This is a genomic window from Nocardioides sp. SYSU D00038, assembly GCF_016924665.1.
Taxonomy (GTDB): domain Bacteria; phylum Actinomycetota; class Actinomycetes; order Propionibacteriales; family Nocardioidaceae; genus Nocardioides.
Window position 1 is genome coordinate 19,513 of sequence record NZ_JAFFJT010000004.1, and the last position, 16,669, is coordinate 36,181.

Genomic DNA, 16,669 nt, shown 5'->3' on the forward strand with positions numbered 1-16,669 from the left:
GGCGGGCTCCTCGTCGGCGGGCACGTCAGACCGTCACGAGGGGGGCCAGGGTCTCCAGGGTGGCGGGTCCGATGCCGTCGACCTCGAGCAGCTCGTCGACGGCCGTGAACCCGCCGTGCTCGCCGCGCCAGTCGAGGATCGCCTGGGCCGTGACCGGGCCGACCTCCGGCAGGGACTCGAGCTCGACGGCCGAAGCGGTGTTGAGGTCGACCAGCGGCCCGGGGGCGGCCGCCCCACCCGCCTGCCCGCTGGTCGACCCGACCGGCAGCGGGACCCCGGCCGGCACCGGCTCGCCCACCACGACCTGCTCGCCGTCGACCAGCAGGCGCGCCAGGTTGAGCGTGGACAGGTCGACGCCCCGCCGGGCCCCGCCGGCGGCCGCCAGGGCGTCCACGACCCGCGACCCGGCGTCGAGCACCGCGATGCCGGGACGGCGCACCTTGCCCGTCACGTCGACGGTCACGGTGCCTCCGGCCGACGCAGCGGCGCCGCCCGCCTCCGGGACGGTGGGGCTGCCGCCGGCGACCGGCCGGAGCGGGGTGTCGGGCACCGGCACCAGTGCCCCGCTCGGACCCGGGCGCGGCGCAGCGGCCACCTCCTCGGGCTCGGAGCGGGCCAGCCACCAGCAGGTCACACCCAGCGCGACCACCAGCAGCAGGGCCACCACCGTGAGCTGGGCCGGGCCCAGCCCGGCGGGCCCACGCAGCGTCGCCGGCAGCGCCGGGAGCCCGGGCGGGCCTGACGGGCGCGACCGCCGGCGGGCGGCGTGCCGGCCGGGACGCGGCACCGGCTCGCCCGAGGAGAGCAACGGCGGCAGCGCGGGGGGCCCGGCCGGGTCGCGTGGCGGCGGCGGGTGCCGGTCGGCGGCCAGCCGGGTGTGGTCGTCCCACCACGACGGCCGGTGCGGCGCCGGCGGGCTGCCCGCCGGTGGCGGTGGCGGCGGAGCCGGGGACACGAGGTGGTCGACCGGCACGGCGAGCTGGTCCCCCAGCAGCGCCAGCCGGCGCGACACGGCCTCCTGGTGGGCGGTCTGGGCTCGACGGGTGCGCATGTCGAGGACGCTAGGCGCCGCCGGGGTCGCTCGACGCCGGCCGGACCGCGGTCTGTGGACGAGCGGGTCCGGGCGCCGGGCTGTGGACGGTTGATGGCCCGTCCGGGCTCAGCCGGCCCCGCCCTGGACCGGCAGCCGGGGCGCCACGCAGGCCGCGAGCATGCCGGGGCCGACGTGCGCGCCCAGCACCGCGCCCAGCTCGCCGCACCAGACCTCCCGGCCCTCCAGCCGGTCCGCGAGCCGCTCGGCCAGCCGCTCGGTGAGCTGCGCGGCGCGCTCGGGGCTGGCCAGGTGGGCCACGCACACGTCGATCGGACCGTCACCCGCGGCCTGCACCGCGAGCTCCTCGAGCCGGGCCAGCGCCCGGCCGGAGGTGCGCACCCGCTCCAGAGACTCCACCCGGCCGTCGGCGATGGTCAGCAGCGGCTTGACCGCCAGCGCGCCGCCGAGCAGCGCCGCCGCGGCGCCGATCCGCCCGCCGCGCCGGAGGTACTCGAGGGTGTCGACGTAGAACAGCGACGACGACGCCGCCGCCCGCTCCCGCGCCGCAGCGGCGGCCTCCTCGGCCGAACCACCCGCGTCGACGACGTCCGCTGCCGCCAGCGCCGCGTAGCCGGTGGCGACGCCGACCTGGCGCGAGTCGACCGTGACCACCGGCACCGGCGCGTCGCGGGCCGCGAGCTGGGCCGACTCGAAGGTGCCGCTCATGTCGCCGGAGAGGTGCACCGAGACGATCGCGCTGGCGCCCGCGCGCGCGGCCTGCTCGTAGACCTCCCCCAGCGCCGCCGGCGTGGGCCGCGACGTACTCACCGGCGTCCAGACCTTGAGCGCCTCGGCCACCATCGCCGGCGTCGCACCCCCCTCGCCCTCGTCGAGCACCTCCGCGCCGATCACCACCTGGAGCGGCACGACCACGATGCCCCGGGCCGCGGCCAGCTCGGCGGGGAGGCTGGCCGTCGAGTCGGTGACGACGACGACCGGCATGGTGGGGATGCTAACCGGTCGTCCCCGGCAACCGACCTCAGGCCAGCAGGCCCAGAAGGGTCTCGGCGAACGCCTCCGGCTCGCCGGCCGGCTGGCCGTACTCGCCACCGGAGAAGCCGTTGTGGCCGCCCGGGAACTCCACCACCCGAGCCCCGACGAGCGCCGCGACGGCGCGGGCCCCGCGGGCGGGCAGGATCTCCCCCGACGTCGCGCCCACGCCCAGGACGAGCCGGTCGCCGAGCGCCCGCAGCGCGTCGGCGTCGATCGGGTGGGCGTTGATGTCGGGCATGTTGCGGATCAGCGGGTTCGTGCGCACCCCGTCGTCGTCGGCCGACATGCCGAACATCGCCGGGTCGGGCGCCGGCCGGTCGAGGTAGTCGGCCGGCACCTCGCCCTCGTGCATCACGAAGGCGATGAACTTCGCCATCGCCGGCCCCTCGCCGGCGGCGTCGTACGTCGCGACCAGGTCGCGGCAGACCGCCAGTACCCGGTCCCGGTCCGGCAGCGGGTCGGCGGCGGGCGGCTCGTGGGCGACCACCCGCCGCACGTCGCGGGGGTGCGTCGCCGCGAGTGCCAGCGCGGTGACGGCCCCGCCACTGCTGCCGAGCAGGTCGACGGGGGCGCCGACCGCCTCGATCACCCGGTGCACGTCGTCGACGTGCTGCGCCACGGTGATCGGTCCGGTGCCGGTCGGGTTGCGGCCGGCGCCGCGCGGGTCGTAGGTCACCACCGGGCGGTCGGTCACGAGGCCGACCAGCGTGGTGAAGCCGACCGCGTCCATCGGGGCGCCGATCAGCAGCAGCGTGGGTCGGTCCGCCGTGGCGCTCGCGAGGTCGCCGTGGACGTCGTAGGTGATCGCGTCGGCACCCTCGCCGACGACGGAGGTCTGGGAGGTCGTGGTCTCGGTCATGCCGCTCAGACTCCCACCGCGGCCCGGACTCATCGCTGGTCCGAACCACCTGCCTCGTCGGCCGGCTCAGACGACGACGTTGACGAGCTTGGGCGCCCGCACGACCACCTTGCGCACCTCGCGCCCGTCGACGGCCCGCACCACGTCGGGGTGGGCCAGCGCCAGGGCCTCGAGCTCGGCCTCGGCGATCGCCGGCGACACCTCGAGCCGGGCCCGCACCTTGCCCTGCACCTGCACGACGGCGGTCACCGAGTCCTCGACGAGCAGCGCCGGGTCGACCTGCGGCCAGCCGGCGTTGGCGACCGACGGCTGGTGGCCCAGCCGCTCCCACATCTCCTCGGCGGTGTAGGGCGCCACCATCGACAGGAGCATCGCGACGACCTCGGTCGCCTCACGCACCGCGGGGTCGTCGGGCCCGGGGCCGGAGTCGATGGCCTTGCGGGTCGCGTTGACCAGCTCCATCACCCTGGCCACCATCACGTTGAACCGGTAGGCCTCGACCAGCTCGGCGGCGTCGTGGAGGGTGCGCGCGGTCACCTTGCGCAGTGCCTGGTCGCCGCCCTCGACGGCGAACGGCCGACCGGCCGGGCTGCGTACGTCGCCGCTCAGGCGCCAGGCACGCTGGAGGAAGCGCAGCGACCCGCCGGGCGACATCTCCGACCAGTCGATGTCGTCCTCGGGCGGACCGGCGAAGACCAGGGTCAGCCGCACGGCGTCGACGCCGAACTCGGCGAGCTGCTCGCCCAGGCTGACGCCGTTGCCCAGCGACTTGCTCATCTTCTTGCCGCGGTTGATCACGAAGCCCTGGTTGAGCTGGGCGGCGAACGGCTCGACGAAGTCGACCATCCCCATGTCGTGGAGCACCTTGGTGAAGAAGCGCGCGTAGAGCAGGTGGAGCACCGCGTGCTCGACGCCCCCGATGTAGATGTCGGCCGGCATCCACCGCCGCACCAGCTCCTCGTCGAAGGGGCCGTCGGTGTAGTGCGGCGAGCAGTAGCGCAGGAAGTACCAGGACGAGTCGACGAAGGTGTCCATGGTGTCGGTGTCGCGCCGGGCCGGGCCCCCGCAGTCGGGGCACGCGACCTCGACCCAGTCGGTCGCCGCCGCCAGCGGGGAGACGCCCCGCGGCTTGAGGTCGGCGCCCCGCAGGTCGGGCAGCTCCAGCGGCAGCTGGTCGTAGGGCACGCCCACCTCGCCGCACTTCTCGCAGTGGACGACGGGGATCGGCACGCCCCAGTAGCGCTGGCGACTCAGCAGCCAGTCGCGCAGCCGGAAGTTCACCGTGCCGCGGCCGGTGCCCTCGGCCTCCAGCCGCTGGATGATGGTGCGGATCCCGGCGGCCTTGTCGGTGAGCCCGTCGAGCGGGCCGCTGTTGACGTAGGTGCCGTCGCCGGTGGTGGCCTCGTAGGTCTCCTCCGGGTTCGGCTCGCCGGTGTCGACCACCCGGCGCACCGGGAGGTCGAAGACGCGAGCGAAGTCGAGGTCGCGCTGGTCGTGCGCCGGCACGGCCATGATCGCGCCGGTGCCGTAGTCGGCCAGCACGTAGTCCGACGCCCACACCGGCACCCGCTCGCCGGTGACCGGGTTGGTGGCGGTGACGCCGAGGTCGACGCCGGTCTTGGGTCGGTCGGTCGCCAACCGGTCGATGTCGGAGGCCTTGCGCACCTCGTCGCGGTAGGCCTCGAGGTCGGCCCGCCGGTCGTCGGCGACGATCTCGGAGGCCAGCGCGGCGTCCGCCGCGACCACCATGAACGTCGCGCCGAACAGGGTGTCGGGGCGGGTGGTGTAGACGGTGACCGGCTCGGCGCGGCCCTCGACGACGAACTCCACGTGGGCGCCCTCGGAGCGCCCGATCCAGTTGCGCTGGGCGGTGATGACCCGGTCGGGCCAGCTCCGCTCGAGCGGCTCCATGTCGTCGAGCAGCCGCTGGGCGTAGTCGGTGATCTTGAAGTACCACTGGGTGAGCTCGCGCTTGGTGACCTCGGCGCCGCAGCGCTCGCAGCGGCCGTCGACGACCTGCTCGTTGGCCAGCACCGTCTGGTCGTTGGGGCACCAGTTGACCGGGCTGTTCTTGCGGTAGGCCAGCCCGCGCTCGCGGAACTTCAGGAACAGCCACTGGGTCCAGCGGTAGTACTCCGGGTCGCTGGTGTGCAGCCGGCGCGACCAGTCGAAGCCGACGGCGTAGCGCTTGAACGACTCGTACTGGGTCTCGATGTTGGCGTAGGTGTACGTCGCGGGGTGCTCGTCGTTGCGGATCGCGGCGTTCTCGGCGGGCAGCCCGAAGGAGTCCCAGCCCATCGGGTTCATGACCTCGTAGCCGCGCAGCCGCCAGTAGCGCGCGATCACGTCGTGCAGCGCCGTCACCTCGGCGTGCCCCATGTGCAGGTCACCGCTGGGGTAGGGGAACATCGTGAGCGCGTACTTCTTCTCGCGCTCGGAGCCGTCGTCGGCCCGGAAGGGCTCGAGCTCGTCCCAGACCGGCAGCCACTTCTCCTGCACGGCCTGCACGTCGTAGGTGGTCGGGGTCTCGTCCTGCTCGCTCATCGCTCGTCTCTCGTCGGTCGCGGAAGGGCAGCCTGCTCGGGGCACAAAAAAGCCCCTCGGGGCAGAGGGGCGGCCGCGCTGGGTGGGCCCGGGACGACCGGGGCACCGGCAGCGCGGCTAGGTAAGGAGCAGGTCCCAGCGCACGCCGCCAGCCTACCGGAGACCGGCCGCCGCCCGCTCCCCGCCCGGGTCGGAGGCCGGGGACAGCAGGAGCGGCAGCAGCCCCTGCACCCGGGCTACCAGCTCGCCGAGCGCGTCGCCGGTGCCGGTCAGGTGGGCCAGCAGGCTCTGCTGGAACAGCCCGTCGAGCACGCCGTACGCCGCCGAGGAGTCGACCACCGGCGCCCGGCCGGCCAGCTCGGCGTAGCGGGTGACGACCCGCCAGACCATCTCCTCGAGCGTGGCGTCGATCAGGGTGACCGCCTCGCGCAGCTCCTCCTCGAACATCGACTGGGTGCGCAGGTCGTACCAGAGGCGGTGCATCGGCGCCTCCTGCTCGAGCGTCTCGACCAGCTTGGCCGCGAAGCGGTCGACCAGGTCGTCGGGCGAGGTGGAGTCGGACACGACGCCGTCGTAGCGGGTGACGCACTGCGCCTTGTAGTGGCGCACGGCGTAGATGATCAGCTCGAGCTTGTCGTGGAAGTAGTAGTGCACGACCCCGTGGCTGAACTCCGAGTGGTTGGCCACCTCGCGCAGCGTGGTGCGGGCGTAGCCCAGCTCGCCGAGGGTGTGCAGCGCCGACTCCGCCAGCTCGACCCGCCGGGCGGCGTGCCGCTCGGCGTGGTTGCGGGGTACCGCCATGCTGCACCACCTCTCCGCGGGCCGGACGCCGCGGCGGGCGACCGGGCACCCCGAGTCTCGTCACCGTCCCTGGCGATGTCCAGATCCGGCCACCCCGCCGGTCGGGCATGATGCCCGGCATGACCGTCTCCGACCTGTTCCGCCTCGACGGCAAGGTCGCCGTCGTCACCGGCGCCTCCAGCGGCCTGGGGGTCGCGTTCGCCCAGGCACTGGCCGAGGCCGGCGCCGACGTCGCTCTCGGTGCCCGCCGCGTCGACCGCCTCGCCAACACCGCCGCGCTCGTCGAGGCCGCCGGTCGCCGCGCCCTCCCGGTCGGCACCGACGTGTCCGACCCGCAGTCGTGCACCGACCTGGTGGCGCTCACGGTGGAGCAGCTCGGACGCGTGGACGTGCTGGTCAACAACGCCGGCGTCGGCACCGCGGTGCCCGCCACCCGGGAGACCCCGGAGCAGTTCCGCCAGGTCGTCGACGTCAACCTCCACGGCTGCTACTGGATGGCCCAGGCCTGCGGCCGGGTGATGGCGCCGGGGTCGAGCATCATCAACATCAGCTCGGTGCTCGGCATCACCACCGCCGGGCTCCCGCAGGCGGCGTACGCCGCGTCGAAGGCCGGGCTGATCGGCCTGACCCGCGACCTCGCCCAGCAGTGGACCGGCCGCAAGGGCATCCGGGTCAACGCGATCGCCCCGGGGTTCTTCACCTCCGAGATGACCGACCTCTACCCACCCGGCTACCTGGAGTCGCAGCAGGCCCGGATCCCGGCCGGCCGCAAGGGCGACCCGCGCGAGCTGGCCGCGACCGTGGTGTTCCTCGCCTCCGACGCCGCCGGCTACGTGACGGGTCAGACGCTCGCCGTCGACGGCGGCATGACGATCACCTGAGCCCGGGCCCGGCCGGAACCAGCCCGGCCTCAGCCGACGTCGGCCTCCATCGCAGCGACGAACTCGCGCTTGACCCGGCGCCAGGCCTCGTCGGTCATCGTCCGGCGCCAGTACGGCGAGCAGGACATCTCGGCGCGCGGCAGGCCGCGGTCGGCGAGCAGGTGGCGGCGGACCGCCCGCACCTCCTCGGCCTCGCCGTGCACGAACGCGTGCACCCGCCCCTCGGGGAACGCCAGGTCGCGCAGCGAGTCGGCGAGCAGCGTCGCGTCGGCGGGGACGCCGGTGCGGTGCAGCCAGGCCAGGTCGAGCCGCCCCGGCGTGGTCAGCTCCAGCTCGTGGTCGGGCCCGTCGCAGACCAGCCGCACCACCACCGGTGCACCCGCAGGCACCGCCTCCAGCGAGGCGGCGATGGCCGGCAGCGCCGACTCGTCGCCGACCATCAGGTGCCAGTCGGCCTCCGGGTCTGGCCGGTAGCCGCCGCTCGGCCCCTCGAAGACCAGCACGTCGCCGGGGCGTGCAGCCTCGGCCCAGGGGCCGGCGACGCCCTCGGTGCCGTGCACCACGAAGTCGATGGTCAGCTCGCGCGCCGTGGGGTCCCACGACCGCACGGTGTAGCGACGCCGGGCCGGCTGGACCTCGGCCGGGTGGTCGGCGCGCACCTGCTGGGGGTCGAACACCGCGTCGTACGGCGCCTCGGCGGGCGGGATGGCGACGTTGACGTAGGCGTCGGTCTCGTCCGGCGCGACGAACCCGTCGAGGTCGCCGTCACCGAGCACCACCCGGACCAGCGAGGGGGTGATGCGGGCGGTGGAGCGGACTCGTGCGTGCATGCGGATCCTTCGTCGTCGTTCCCGGAAGTTAGGTCGACCTTACTCGGCCGGGCGTGGTGCCGGTCCAGCGCCGGTGGGCGTGGATGAAGCTGGCGGCCTCGGCGTAGCCCAGCCGGCCAGCGACCTCCGCGACACCGAGCCCCGTGTCGAGCAGGGCGCCCGCGAGCGAGGATCGGACCTCGTCGAGCAGGGCCCGGTACGACGTGCCCGCCGTCGCCAGGTGGCGGCGCAGCGACCGCTCGCTGAGCCCGAGGCCGGCGGCGACCGCGGCCATCGGGGCGCCCGTCCGCAGCCGTTGCGTGATCACGACCCGGGCGTCGCGGGCGACCCCGTGCCGGGCCCGGCGCCGGTCGACGAGGTCGTGGCAGAGCCCCTCGCACAGCTCGGCGTCGCCGACGGCCGCCGCGGGCAGCACCCGGTCGAGGTAGGCGGCGCGAAACGCCAGCCGCACCCGGTCGTCGCCGTCGGCGGTGAGCTCGACGCGGGCCGCGCCGGGCAGCAGCTCGCGCAGCGCGGTGCGGATCCCCTCGGCGTCGCGGTGGAGCAGGAAGGTCCGCACGTCGGCGGGGAGGTCGGCCGCGTCGAGCCCGACCTCGACCCGCTCCCCCTCGAGGGCGGCGGTGGGTGCGACGAACGCGTGGCTGAGGTCGAAGAACCGCAGGGCCAGCCGGATCGCGTCGAGCACGGTGGGGCTCGACAGCACGGCGTAGCCGAAGATGCCGTAGGTGCTGAGCCGGTAGGTGCGGCCGAGGCCGGCCCCGGCCGCGGCGTCGGCCCCGACCCGCGTGACCAGGTTGCGCACGACGCGGAGCTCCTGCGCGGCGGTGAGCTCGACCCCGACCGCGCCGAGGTCGCCGGTGGCGAGCCCGGTGCCGGCGAGGGCCGCCCGGGCGCCCAGTCCCCGGGTGCCGGCGTACCAGACCAGGTGGGAGACGCCGCCTGCCGAGCGCGGAAACTGCCAGTGATCGGCGGCGGACCGGCCGAGCAGCGCTGCCACGCCCCCAGCCTCGCCAGCGTGGCCGGAATTATCAACTCCGGCTCGCTCGGCGCCTCCCGACGGCGACCGCGGGCCCCTAGCGTCGGCGCCATGCACGAGAACCGTCCCCGCAGCCCCCGCGTGGTGGTCGTCGGCGCCGGCTTCGGCGGCCTCGGCGCCGCCCGGGCCCTGCGCGAGCAGGGCATCACCGACATCACGATCCTCGAGCGCGCCGAGGAGCTCGGCGGGGTCTGGCGCGACAACACCTATCCCAACGCCGCGTGCGACGTGCCGTCGCCGCTCTACTCCTGGTCGTGGGCCCCAAACCCGCGGTGGCCGCGCCGCTACTCCGGGCAGGCCGAGATCCTCGCCTACATCCGGGCCACCGCGCGCGCCGAGGGCCTGGCCGACCTGGTGCGCACCGGGCAGGAGGTCGCCTCGGCGACGTACGACGAGGCCACGTGCACCTGGCGGGTGCTGACCACCGACGGCACCACCCACGAGGCCGACGTCGTGGTCTCGGCCGTCGGGCAGCTCTCCAACCCGGTGGTGCCCGACCTGCCGGGGCTGGGGTCGTTCGCCGGGCCGGCGTTCCACTCCGCGCAGTGGCGCCACGACGTGCCGCTGGCCGGGCGCCGGGTGGCGGTGGTCGGCACCGGCGCGAGCGCGATCCAGTTCGTGCCCGGCATCGTCGACGAGGTCGCCTCGATGACGGTCTTCCAGCGCTCGGCGCCGTACGTCGTGCCGAAGCCGGACAAGGAGTACGCCCCCCGCCACCACGCGCTGTTCCAGCGGCTGCCGCGGCTGACCCGCTTCGAGCGGCGCACGACGTTCCACCTCACCGAGCTGCTCAACCGGGCCCTGCGCGGCCCCGGCGCCTACTCCACGGCGTTCCTGGCCCTGGTGCGCGCGGTGTGGCGGCTGCACCTGCGCCGCCAGGTCTCCGACCCCGACCTGCGCCGGCGACTGGTGCCCGACCACCCGATCGGCTGCAAGCGGATCCTGTTCTCCAACGACTGGTACCCCGCGCTCGACCGGCCGCACGTCGAGGTCGTCGACGAGCCCGTCGCGTCGGTGGAGCCCACCGGCGTGCGCGACGCCACCGGACGGCTGCACGAGGTCGACACGATCATCTGGGGCACCGGCTTCGCCGCCACCAGCTTCCTGGCGCCGATGACGGTGACCGGCGCCGGCGGTGCCGACCTCCACGAGGTGTGGGCCGACGGCGCTCGGGCCCACCTGGGCGTCACGGTGCCGGGCTTCCCCAACTTCTTCTGCGTCTACGGCCCCAACACCAACCTGGGCGGCAGCTCGATCATCGGCATGATGGAGGCGCAGGCCGGCTGGATCGCCCAGGTGGTGCGCCGGATCGCCGACGGCGGCGCCCGCGCGGTAGCCGTACGCCCCGACGTCGCGGAGCGCTACGACGTCGAGATGCAGACCCGCCTGCTCGGCTCGGTGTGGGCCGACTGCAACAGCTGGTACGTCGACGGTCCACGGATCACGACGAACTGGCCCGGCCTGGTCGCGGAGTACCAGGAGCGCCTGGCCAGGGTCGACTGGGACGAGCTGGTGGAGGCCTGACGCGGCGGTAGTCCGTGACGTTTTGGCCCTCGCGGGCCGGTAGTCCGTGACGTTTGGGTCCCGCGAGGGGCCCGAACGTCACGGACTACCGCTCCCCGGCCAGCTCGAAGTCGGCGAAGTCGAAGCCCGGGGAGACCAGGCAGCTGACCAGGGCGTCGCCCTCGGCGGGGCGGGTGCGCTGCCAGACGCCGGCCGGTACGACGACCTGGGGCCGGGCGCCGTGGGCCACGTCGATGCCGAGGGTGAGCACCTCGCCCTCGACCGGCCGGTCGGCGGCGCCCCCGAGCTGGAGCCGCACGGTGCCGACCTGGCCCACCCACACCTCGTCGGACGCGACCCGGTGCCAGGCGGAGGTCTCGCCCGCCGGCAGCAGGAAGTGGATGAGCGTGGCGGTCGGTCGCACCCGCCCGTCGGGCAGGGTCACGGTCTCGGGGGCCGCCCAGGTCTGGCGGTACCAGCCGCCCTCGGGGTGGGGCTGCAGGTCGAGGGCCTCGGCGAGCGGTGGGCGCATAGGCCCATCGTGGCAGCCGTCGGCCCGCTCCCCCGCCGCGGCCCGCAGCGGCTACGTGAAGATGCTGACCCCGCCCGGGCCCACGAGCAGCCCGACGATGATCAGCACGATGCCCCAGAGCGTCTCGCCCCGGACCAGGTTGACGATGCCGCCGATGACGAGGACCACGGCGATGATCCACAGCACGAACTCCATGCCTCCACCTCTCTGTGCCGCTCCGGTGCGGGATCTCCGCCCCCGGCCCCCATGTCGACGTGACCGCCCGAGCGCTCGGTCGTGGCCCCCCAGTAGCCAGCGCGGCGATGCGGCAGACCCCCGCCGGCCGGTGGACGGCTCAGTGGGCAGCCCACTCCCGCCCGAACCAGCGGCGCACCCGGCTGCTCCCGAACTCCGCCTTGTCGGTGCCGAGCGCCGTGGAGGCGGCCTCGAAGCGACCGGCCGGCCGCTCCCCGGTGCGGAAGGTGACCTCGACCCTCGCCACCTCGTCGCGGCCGAGCTCGAGGTAGCAGACCCCGGTGCCGTCGTACGTCGCAGCGGCGTCGCCGGCGGCGCGGTGCCGCTCGACGATCCGCTCCGCGACGACCGCGGCCTGGCCCTCGGCGAACACGCCGGCCTTGGGGGTGCCGACGCTGGTGACGTCGCCCACGGCGTAGACGTCGGGGTGGGCGGTCTCGAGGGTCAGCGGGTCGACCGGCACCCAGCCGTCGACGCAGAGCCCCGACTCGGCGACCACCCGGGGCACCCGGTGGGTCGGCACGCCGAGGAACAGGTCGAACGGCATCTCGCCGCCGTCGGCGAGCACGGCCACCCGGCGCTCGGGGTCGAGGGCGCGCACCAGGGTCTCCGGGTGCCACTCGATCCCCCGCTCGGCGAACGCCGCCAGCACCGCCTCCGACGCGGCGGGCGACGGCGGGATCGGTGCGCCCAGCGGCATTACCAGCGCCACCTCCGACTGCTCGCGCAGGCCGCGCTCCACGAGCAGGTCGTGCACGAGCAGCGCGGTCTCGCTGGGCGCCGGCGGGCACTTGAACGGCGTCGAGGTGACCCCGACGACCACCCGGCCGCCCGGGAACTCCTCGAGCACCCGGCGGGCGGCGAACGCGCCCGGCACCGAGTAGAACTCGTGGCCGGCCTCGACCAGCCCCGGGGTGGCCTCGGGGTGCAGGTCGGCACCGAGCGCCACGACGAGCACGTCGGCCTCGAAGGTGCCGGCGTCGGTCTCGACCCGCTTGGCCGCCGGGTCGATCGCGGTGATCGCGGCCGGCACGAAGCGCACGCCCGGCTTGACCAGGTCGCGGTAGGGGTGGAGCACGTGGTCCGCCGTGGTGCGCCCGAACATCACGTCGAGCTTGGAGAAGCCGAACACGAAGCCCTCCGCGCGGTCGACCAGCACCACCTCGGCGGCGTCGCCCAGCTCCTCCGAAAGCCGGCTCGACAGCTCCAGCCCGCCGAACCCCGCACCCAGCACCAACACCCGCATCCGCCTGCTCCTCACGCTCGTCCGGCGTGTGGACTCTAGCGACCGGACGTCGACGAGCCGGCCACCACCGCCGTGCGCGACTTCGTCCCGACCGCGCTGCGGGTGCGCGTGACACGACCTCCTCCGCCTCGTTGTAGCAGTCGACGCCATCCGTACCCGTCCGCGCTCCACGTCCCGAGCACTGAGAGACGAGCACCCATGAAGATCTTGGCCCACCGACACCTGGCCGCGTTCGTCCTCGTGGTCGCCACCCTCACGATGGGCGTCCCCCCTGTCGCGACGGCCGCGCCTGCCTCCGCTACGTCCGCGTCCACGGAGGCGTCCAGGCAGGCCTCCTGGGCCCACCGGTTCAGCACGACGTTCGAGCGGCACGCGAACAATCGGCGCTGGGGCTGGGTCAAGCGCCACACCCGCAAGGCGCGCGACGTCCGCGAGATCAAGAAGGCCCGGTCCTACATGCGGTTCGCCAATCCGCACTGCGAGACCAGTGGCCGCACCGGATTCTGCGACTACGGTCTCGTCCTCAACCTCAAGCGCACCCGGGGCAAGGTCGTGATCACCGGCACCTGGTACCTGGACTGACGGCTCGGGCCTACCGGCCGCCACGACCACGCACGACAGCACCCGACGGGCCGTCGTAGCGGGTGACGAGCGCCGCGGCCCGCTCGCGCAGGGCGGAGCGCAGCGACGGCGGCGAGAGCGCCTCGGCGCGGGTGCCGAGCTGCCACAGCGCCCACTCGGCGTGCCAGGCGTCCTCGTAGGTCACCTCCAGCCGCAGCCAGCCGTCCGCGTCGGGCTCCTCGGCGCGCACGGCGACGGCGTGCGCCAGCAGGGCCTCCCGATGCGCGGGGTCGACCCGCACCTGCACCGCGAGGTGGCCGTCGGCGAGGAACTGCGCGCACCGCTCGCGCCAGACCCAGTCGAGGTCGACCCGCTCGGGCCGCTCCGCCGCCTCGGCCAGCTCCTCGGCGACCAGCACCCTCGACAGGCGGTAGGTGCGGTCGGCCCCGGCGCGGGTCGCGAGCAGGTACGGGCGGTCGCGGACGGTGACCAGGCCGATCGGGTCGACCGTGCGCCACTCGGCCTCCCGGCCGCTGGCGGCGTAGTGGAGGCGGAGCCGGTGCCCGGCGAGCACGGCCCGCCGGACCACGGCCATCGTGGCGGCCGGCACCTCCTCGACGACGGTCGATCGGCGCGAGAGCAGGTCGGTCTCGGGCTCGACGAGGAACCGCTGGGCCAGCCCGTCGACGGTGGTCCGGTGGTCTTCCGGCAGTGCGTCGACGACCTTGCGCAGCGCCGAGGCGAGCGCCGGCCCGAGCCCGAACACCTGCTCGCCGCGCGCCGAGCCGGCAGCGAGCAGGGCGAGCGCCTCGTCGTGGTTGAGCCCGGTGAGCTCGGTGCGGAAGCCGGGCAGCAGGGCGAAGCCGCCGTGCCGGCCGCGCTCGGCGTAGACCGGGACGCCGGCCGCCGAGAGCGCCTCGACGTCGCGCAGCACGGTGCGTGTCGAGACCTCCAGCTCCCGGGCCAGGGTGGCCGCGCTCAAGCGACCGCGCTGGCGCAGCAGCAGCACCAGCGAGACCAACCTGTCAGCACGCACCCCAGGACGCTACCGAATACATGACCGAGGGTGTCGTGATTGCTCGGCAGGCTGCCGCCCATGACGATCAACAGGACAGCAGTCAACCCCGTCACCTGGTCCCTCGCCCTGGGCTTCAACCAGGGCGAGGTGGTCTCCGGGCACACCCGCACGCTCTACTGCTCCGGCCAGGCCGCCACCGACGCCGACGGTCGGCCGCAGCACGCCGGCGACCCCGCCGCCCAGCTCGCGCTCGCCCTGGACAACCTCGAGGCGGTGCTGGCCGAGGCCGGCATGTCGCTGGCCGACCTGGTGCGGCTGAACGTGCACACCACCGACGTCGACGCCCTGTTCCCCCACTACGGCGTGCTCGCCGCGCGGCTCGGCGCGGCGGGGGTGGCCCCGCCCACCACGATGCTCGGCGTCAACCGGCTGGCGCTGCCCGGGCTGGTGGTCGAGCTGGAGGGGACTGCCGTGGCGTGAGGCTTGCGTGGGTGTGACTCCGGGGACGGGGGTCCGTGGGGCGGGTGGCCGTGATGGCCGACCCGCGGCTGCCTCGCCGTTCGCTCCACGTGCCGTCGACACACACGCAGAAGGCCCGCCGCGTAGCGGCGGGCCTTCTGCGATGTGTGGAGCTGAGGGGACTCGAACCCCTGACCCTCTGCATGCCATGCAGATGCGCTACCAGCTGCGCCACAGCCCCGTGCCGTCTCCCGTCGGTCTCCCGTCGGGCAACTCGCGGAATACTAGCCAACGGCGCCGCGCGACGCGAAATCGGGGGTCCGGTTGTAGGCGGTGAGCGCCAGGCCGTCGGAGTGGGGGTGCTCGACGAGCTCCAGCCAGCCGCAGTTGCCCAGCGGGCCGAGGGTCTCCAGCGCGGGGTCCGGCCAGCCCAGCAGGGCCGCGACGGTCATCCGCAGGGCGGCGCCGTGGGAGACCGCGACCCCCAGTCCCCCGGGCGGCACGGCGGCGAGCAGGTCCGCCACGGCCGCGGTCATCCGGGCGCGTACGGCGACGGTCGGCTCGGCGCCGGGGACGGCGTCGTAGCGGGCCAGGCGGAACTGCGCGAACTCCTCGGGGGCCAGCGCGGCGTACTCGTCGTGGGTGAGCCCCTGCCGCGGCCCGAGGTCGCACTCGCGCAGCCGCGGGTCGGTGCGGACCTCCAGCCCGGTCGCCGCGGCGACGTACGACGCGGTGACGGCGGCCCGGGTCAGGTCGCTGCTCCACAGCACGTCCGGGCGCAGCGGCGCCACGCACGCGGCCAGCCGCTCCGCCTGGGCGTGGCCGGTCTCGTCGAGCTCGGCGTCGAGCTGGCCCTGCACGCGCTTGGCGTGGTTCCAGGCGGTGCGACCGTGCCGGGCCAGGATCAGCCGGCGGGTCACCGCTCGTGAGAGGTGACGTCCGCGGGCAGCTCGATCGTGGGGCAGTCGCGCCACAGCCGCTCGAGGGCGTAGAACTGCCGCTCCTCCTCGTGCTGCACGTGCACGACGACCTCGCCGTAGTCGATGAGCACCCATCGACCGTCGCGCTCGCCCTCGCGGCGGATCGGCTTGGCGCCGATCTCGCGCAGCTTGTCCTCGACCTCGTCGACGATGGCCTTGACCTGGCGGTCGTTGCCGGCGGAGGCGAGCACGAAGGCGTCGGTGATGGCCAGCTGCTCGCTGACGTCGAACGCGATGATCTGCGAGGCGAGCTTGTCGGAGGCCGCACGGGCGGCGGCGTGGACGAGCTCGACGGCGTGGTCGGTGGCGGTCATGCGAATTCCCGGGTCTCGGTCTGGGGGTAGAGGTGGTGCTTCCCGATGTACTGCACCACACCGTCCGGCACGAGGTACCACACGGGCTCCCCGCGACGCTGGCGCGCACGGCAGTCGGTGGACGAGATCGCCAATGCGGGGATCTCGACCATGGTGACCCGGTCCGAAGGGATCGAGGCCAGCGTCGCGGCGTCCATCTCGTGGCCGGGCCGGGTGCAGCCGACGAACCGGGCCAGCGCGAACAGCTCCTGGGGCTCGCGCCAGGTGAAGATGTCGGCGAGGGCGTCGGCGCCGGTGATGAAGAACAGCTCGTCGTCGGGCCGCGCCGCCTTGAGGTCGCGCAGCGTGTCGATCGTGTACGTCGGGCCGTCGCGCTCGATGTCGACGCGCGAGACCGTGAACCGCGGGTTGGCGGCGGTCGCGATCACCGTCATCAGGTAGCGGTGCTCGGCGAGTGAGACCTCGCGGTCGGACTTCTGCCAGGGGTCGCCGGTGGGCACGAAGACGACCTCGTCGAGGTCGAACCACGACTGCACCTCGGACGCCGCGACCAGGTGGCCGTGGTGGATCGGGTCGAAGGTGCCGCCCATGACGCCGACCCGGCGACCGCCGGTCACGGCGTCAGGAGTGCTCGCGTCCGCCACCGAAGGCGATCAGCCCGAGGAGCAGGCCCAGCAGGATGACCAGCGTGATGGCCCCGATGCCCCAGGAGAGGGCGTCGTTGACCTCGTGGTGCTCCTCGGCGGCGGCGACGGTCAGTGCGGTGAGCGACATGCCCGACATCG

General features: G+C 74.5%; 19 protein-coding genes and 1 tRNA gene. 4 read left to right on the plus strand and 16 right to left on the minus strand.

The features are described from left to right. Nucleotides 1–25 precede the first annotated feature (25 nt). The 5 genes from JT721_RS00420 to JT721_RS00440 form a co-directional block, all read right to left on the minus strand. Nucleotides 26–1,051: a ComEA family DNA-binding protein gene (locus tag JT721_RS00420; protein WP_205470916.1), complete on the minus strand. Its 1,026-nt coding sequence runs from the start codon at nt 1,049–1,051 to the stop codon at nt 26–28. 108 nt (nt 1,052–1,159) lie between these two features. Continuing rightward, nucleotides 1,160–2,035 (minus strand): DegV family protein, encoded by an 876-nt coding sequence (locus JT721_RS00425; RefSeq protein ID WP_205470917.1) that lies wholly within the window; start codon nt 2,033–2,035, stop codon nt 1,160–1,162. 37 nt (nt 2,036–2,072) lie between these two features. Continuing rightward, entirely contained in the window at nt 2,073–2,945 is an 873-nt protein-coding gene (locus JT721_RS00430) for an alpha/beta fold hydrolase (protein WP_205470918.1), read from the minus strand. Between the two features lie 66 nt (nt 2,946–3,011). Then, nucleotides 3,012–5,489 (minus strand): leucine--tRNA ligase, encoded by a 2,478-nt coding sequence (gene leuS / locus JT721_RS00435; protein WP_205470919.1) that lies wholly within the window; start codon nt 5,487–5,489, stop codon nt 3,012–3,014. Between the two features lie 153 nt (nt 5,490–5,642). Then, nucleotides 5,643–6,290: a TetR/AcrR family transcriptional regulator gene (locus tag JT721_RS00440; RefSeq protein WP_205470920.1), complete on the minus strand. Its 648-nt coding sequence runs from the start codon at nt 6,288–6,290 to the stop codon at nt 5,643–5,645. A 119-nt stretch (nt 6,291–6,409) separates the two neighbouring features. Between JT721_RS00440 and JT721_RS00445 the strand changes: the two genes are divergently transcribed. After that, nucleotides 6,410–7,171 (plus strand): SDR family NAD(P)-dependent oxidoreductase, encoded by a 762-nt coding sequence (locus JT721_RS00445; protein ID WP_205470921.1) that lies wholly within the window; start codon nt 6,410–6,412, stop codon nt 7,169–7,171. Between the two features lie 29 nt (nt 7,172–7,200). Here the strand turns inward: JT721_RS00445 and JT721_RS00450 are convergent, their stop codons facing one another. Next, nucleotides 7,201–8,001, minus strand: coding sequence for a siderophore-interacting protein (locus tag JT721_RS00450; RefSeq protein ID WP_205470922.1), 801 nt, complete (start codon nt 7,999–8,001; stop codon nt 7,201–7,203). Between the two features lie 28 nt (nt 8,002–8,029). After that, nucleotides 8,030–8,998 (minus strand): AraC family transcriptional regulator, encoded by a 969-nt coding sequence (locus tag JT721_RS00455; RefSeq protein ID WP_205470923.1) that lies wholly within the window; start codon nt 8,996–8,998, stop codon nt 8,030–8,032. Between the two features lie 90 nt (nt 8,999–9,088). Here JT721_RS00455 and JT721_RS00460 point away from each other — a divergent pair, with 90 nt between their 5' ends. After that, on the plus strand, nt 9,089–10,561 hold the full coding sequence (locus JT721_RS00460) for an NAD(P)/FAD-dependent oxidoreductase (RefSeq protein ID WP_205470924.1): 1,473 nt from the start codon (nt 9,089–9,091) through the stop codon (nt 10,559–10,561). Between the two features lie 85 nt (nt 10,562–10,646). Here JT721_RS00460 and JT721_RS00465 read toward each other — a convergent pair whose 3' ends face one another. From JT721_RS00465 to JT721_RS00475, 3 genes are all read right to left on the minus strand, one after another. After that, complete coding sequence (locus JT721_RS00465; protein WP_205470925.1) at nt 10,647–11,072, minus strand: cupin domain-containing protein; 426 nt, start codon at nt 11,070–11,072, stop codon at nt 10,647–10,649. A gap of 51 nt (nt 11,073–11,123) precedes the next feature. Further along, on the minus strand, nt 11,124–11,267 hold the full coding sequence (locus JT721_RS00470; protein WP_205470926.1) for a GPGG-motif small membrane protein: 144 nt from the start codon (nt 11,265–11,267) through the stop codon (nt 11,124–11,126). A gap of 139 nt (nt 11,268–11,406) precedes the next feature. Then, nucleotides 11,407–12,552 (minus strand): NAD(P)/FAD-dependent oxidoreductase, encoded by a 1,146-nt coding sequence (locus tag JT721_RS00475; protein WP_205470927.1) that lies wholly within the window; start codon nt 12,550–12,552, stop codon nt 11,407–11,409. A 198-nt stretch (nt 12,553–12,750) separates the two neighbouring features. Here JT721_RS00475 and JT721_RS00480 point away from each other — a divergent pair, with 198 nt between their 5' ends. After that, nucleotides 12,751–13,134 carry a hypothetical protein gene (locus JT721_RS00480; protein ID WP_205470928.1) on the plus strand — a complete coding sequence of 128 codons (384 nt, stop codon included), beginning with the start codon at nt 12,751–12,753 and terminating at the stop codon, nt 13,132–13,134. Nucleotides 13,135–13,144: 10 nt separating this feature from the next. Here JT721_RS00480 and JT721_RS00485 read toward each other — a convergent pair whose 3' ends face one another. After that, the gene (locus JT721_RS00485; RefSeq protein ID WP_205470929.1) at nt 13,145–14,149 is read right to left on the minus strand and encodes a YafY family protein; all 1,005 of its coding nucleotides are present in this window, start codon (nt 14,147–14,149) and stop codon (nt 13,145–13,147) included. Nucleotides 14,150–14,215: 66 nt separating this feature from the next. On the opposite strand from JT721_RS00485, the gene JT721_RS00490 reads away from it, so the two are divergent. After that, a complete protein-coding gene (locus tag JT721_RS00490) occupies nt 14,216–14,611 on the plus strand; it encodes a RidA family protein (protein WP_205471006.1) in 396 nt (131 codons plus the stop codon). 147 nt (nt 14,612–14,758) lie between these two features. Here JT721_RS00490 and JT721_RS00495 read toward each other — a convergent pair. From JT721_RS00495 to JT721_RS00515, 5 genes are all read right to left on the minus strand, one after another. After that, nucleotides 14,759–14,831, minus strand: a tRNA-Ala gene (locus JT721_RS00495). A gap of 43 nt (nt 14,832–14,874) precedes the next feature. After that, a complete protein-coding gene (locus JT721_RS00500) occupies nt 14,875–15,510 on the minus strand; it encodes a histidine phosphatase family protein (RefSeq protein WP_205470930.1) in 636 nt (211 codons plus the stop codon). Further along, nucleotides 15,507–15,884 carry a ribosome silencing factor gene (gene rsfS / locus JT721_RS00505; protein WP_205470931.1) on the minus strand — a complete coding sequence of 126 codons (378 nt, stop codon included), beginning with the start codon at nt 15,882–15,884 and terminating at the stop codon, nt 15,507–15,509. The genes JT721_RS00500 and rsfS overlap by 4 nt, the downstream gene beginning before the upstream one ends. Beyond that, nucleotides 15,881–16,501 (minus strand): nicotinate-nucleotide adenylyltransferase, encoded by a 621-nt coding sequence (nadD, locus tag JT721_RS00510; RefSeq protein WP_307827736.1) that lies wholly within the window; start codon nt 16,499–16,501, stop codon nt 15,881–15,883. Before nadD ends, rsfS begins: the two co-directional genes overlap by 4 nt. 4 nt (nt 16,502–16,505) lie before the next feature. Beyond that, the gene (locus JT721_RS00515) at nt 16,506–16,658 is read right to left on the minus strand and encodes a hypothetical protein (protein ID WP_205470932.1); all 153 of its coding nucleotides are present in this window, start codon (nt 16,656–16,658) and stop codon (nt 16,506–16,508) included. Between the last annotated feature and the right edge of the window lie 11 nt (nt 16,659–16,669).

Bases quoted from the DNA above. Each gene is read 5' to 3' on its own strand.
- JT721_RS00420 (WP_205470916.1), bottom strand. From the start codon at position 1,051: ATGCGCACCCGTCGAGCCCAGACCGCCCACCAGGAGGCCGTGTCGCGC.
- JT721_RS00425 (WP_205470917.1), bottom strand. From the start codon at position 2,035: ATGCCGGTCGTCGTCGTCACCGACTCGACGGCCAGCCTCCCCGCCGAG.
- JT721_RS00430 (WP_205470918.1), bottom strand. From the start codon at position 2,945: ATGACCGAGACCACGACCTCCCAGACCTCCGTCGTCGGCGAGGGTGCC.
- leuS (WP_205470919.1), bottom strand. From the start codon at position 5,489: ATGAGCGAGCAGGACGAGACCCCGACCACCTACGACGTGCAGGCCGTG.
- JT721_RS00440 (WP_205470920.1), bottom strand. From the start codon at position 6,290: ATGGCGGTACCCCGCAACCACGCCGAGCGGCACGCCGCCCGGCGGGTC.
- JT721_RS00445 (WP_205470921.1), top strand. From the start codon at position 6,410: ATGACCGTCTCCGACCTGTTCCGCCTCGACGGCAAGGTCGCCGTCGTC.
- JT721_RS00450 (WP_205470922.1), bottom strand. From the start codon at position 8,001: ATGCACGCACGAGTCCGCTCCACCGCCCGCATCACCCCCTCGCTGGTC.
- JT721_RS00460 (WP_205470924.1), top strand. From the start codon at position 9,089: ATGCACGAGAACCGTCCCCGCAGCCCCCGCGTGGTGGTCGTCGGCGCC.
- JT721_RS00465 (WP_205470925.1), bottom strand. From the start codon at position 11,072: ATGCGCCCACCGCTCGCCGAGGCCCTCGACCTGCAGCCCCACCCCGAG.
- JT721_RS00470 (WP_205470926.1), bottom strand. From the start codon at position 11,267: ATGGAGTTCGTGCTGTGGATCATCGCCGTGGTCCTCGTCATCGGCGGC.
- JT721_RS00475 (WP_205470927.1), bottom strand. From the start codon at position 12,552: ATGCGGGTGTTGGTGCTGGGTGCGGGGTTCGGCGGGCTGGAGCTGTCG.
- JT721_RS00480 (WP_205470928.1), top strand. From the start codon at position 12,751: ATGAAGATCTTGGCCCACCGACACCTGGCCGCGTTCGTCCTCGTGGTC.
- rsfS (WP_205470931.1), bottom strand. From the start codon at position 15,884: ATGACCGCCACCGACCACGCCGTCGAGCTCGTCCACGCCGCCGCCCGT.
- JT721_RS00515 (WP_205470932.1), bottom strand. From the start codon at position 16,658: ATGTCGCTCACCGCACTGACCGTCGCCGCCGCCGAGGAGCACCACGAG.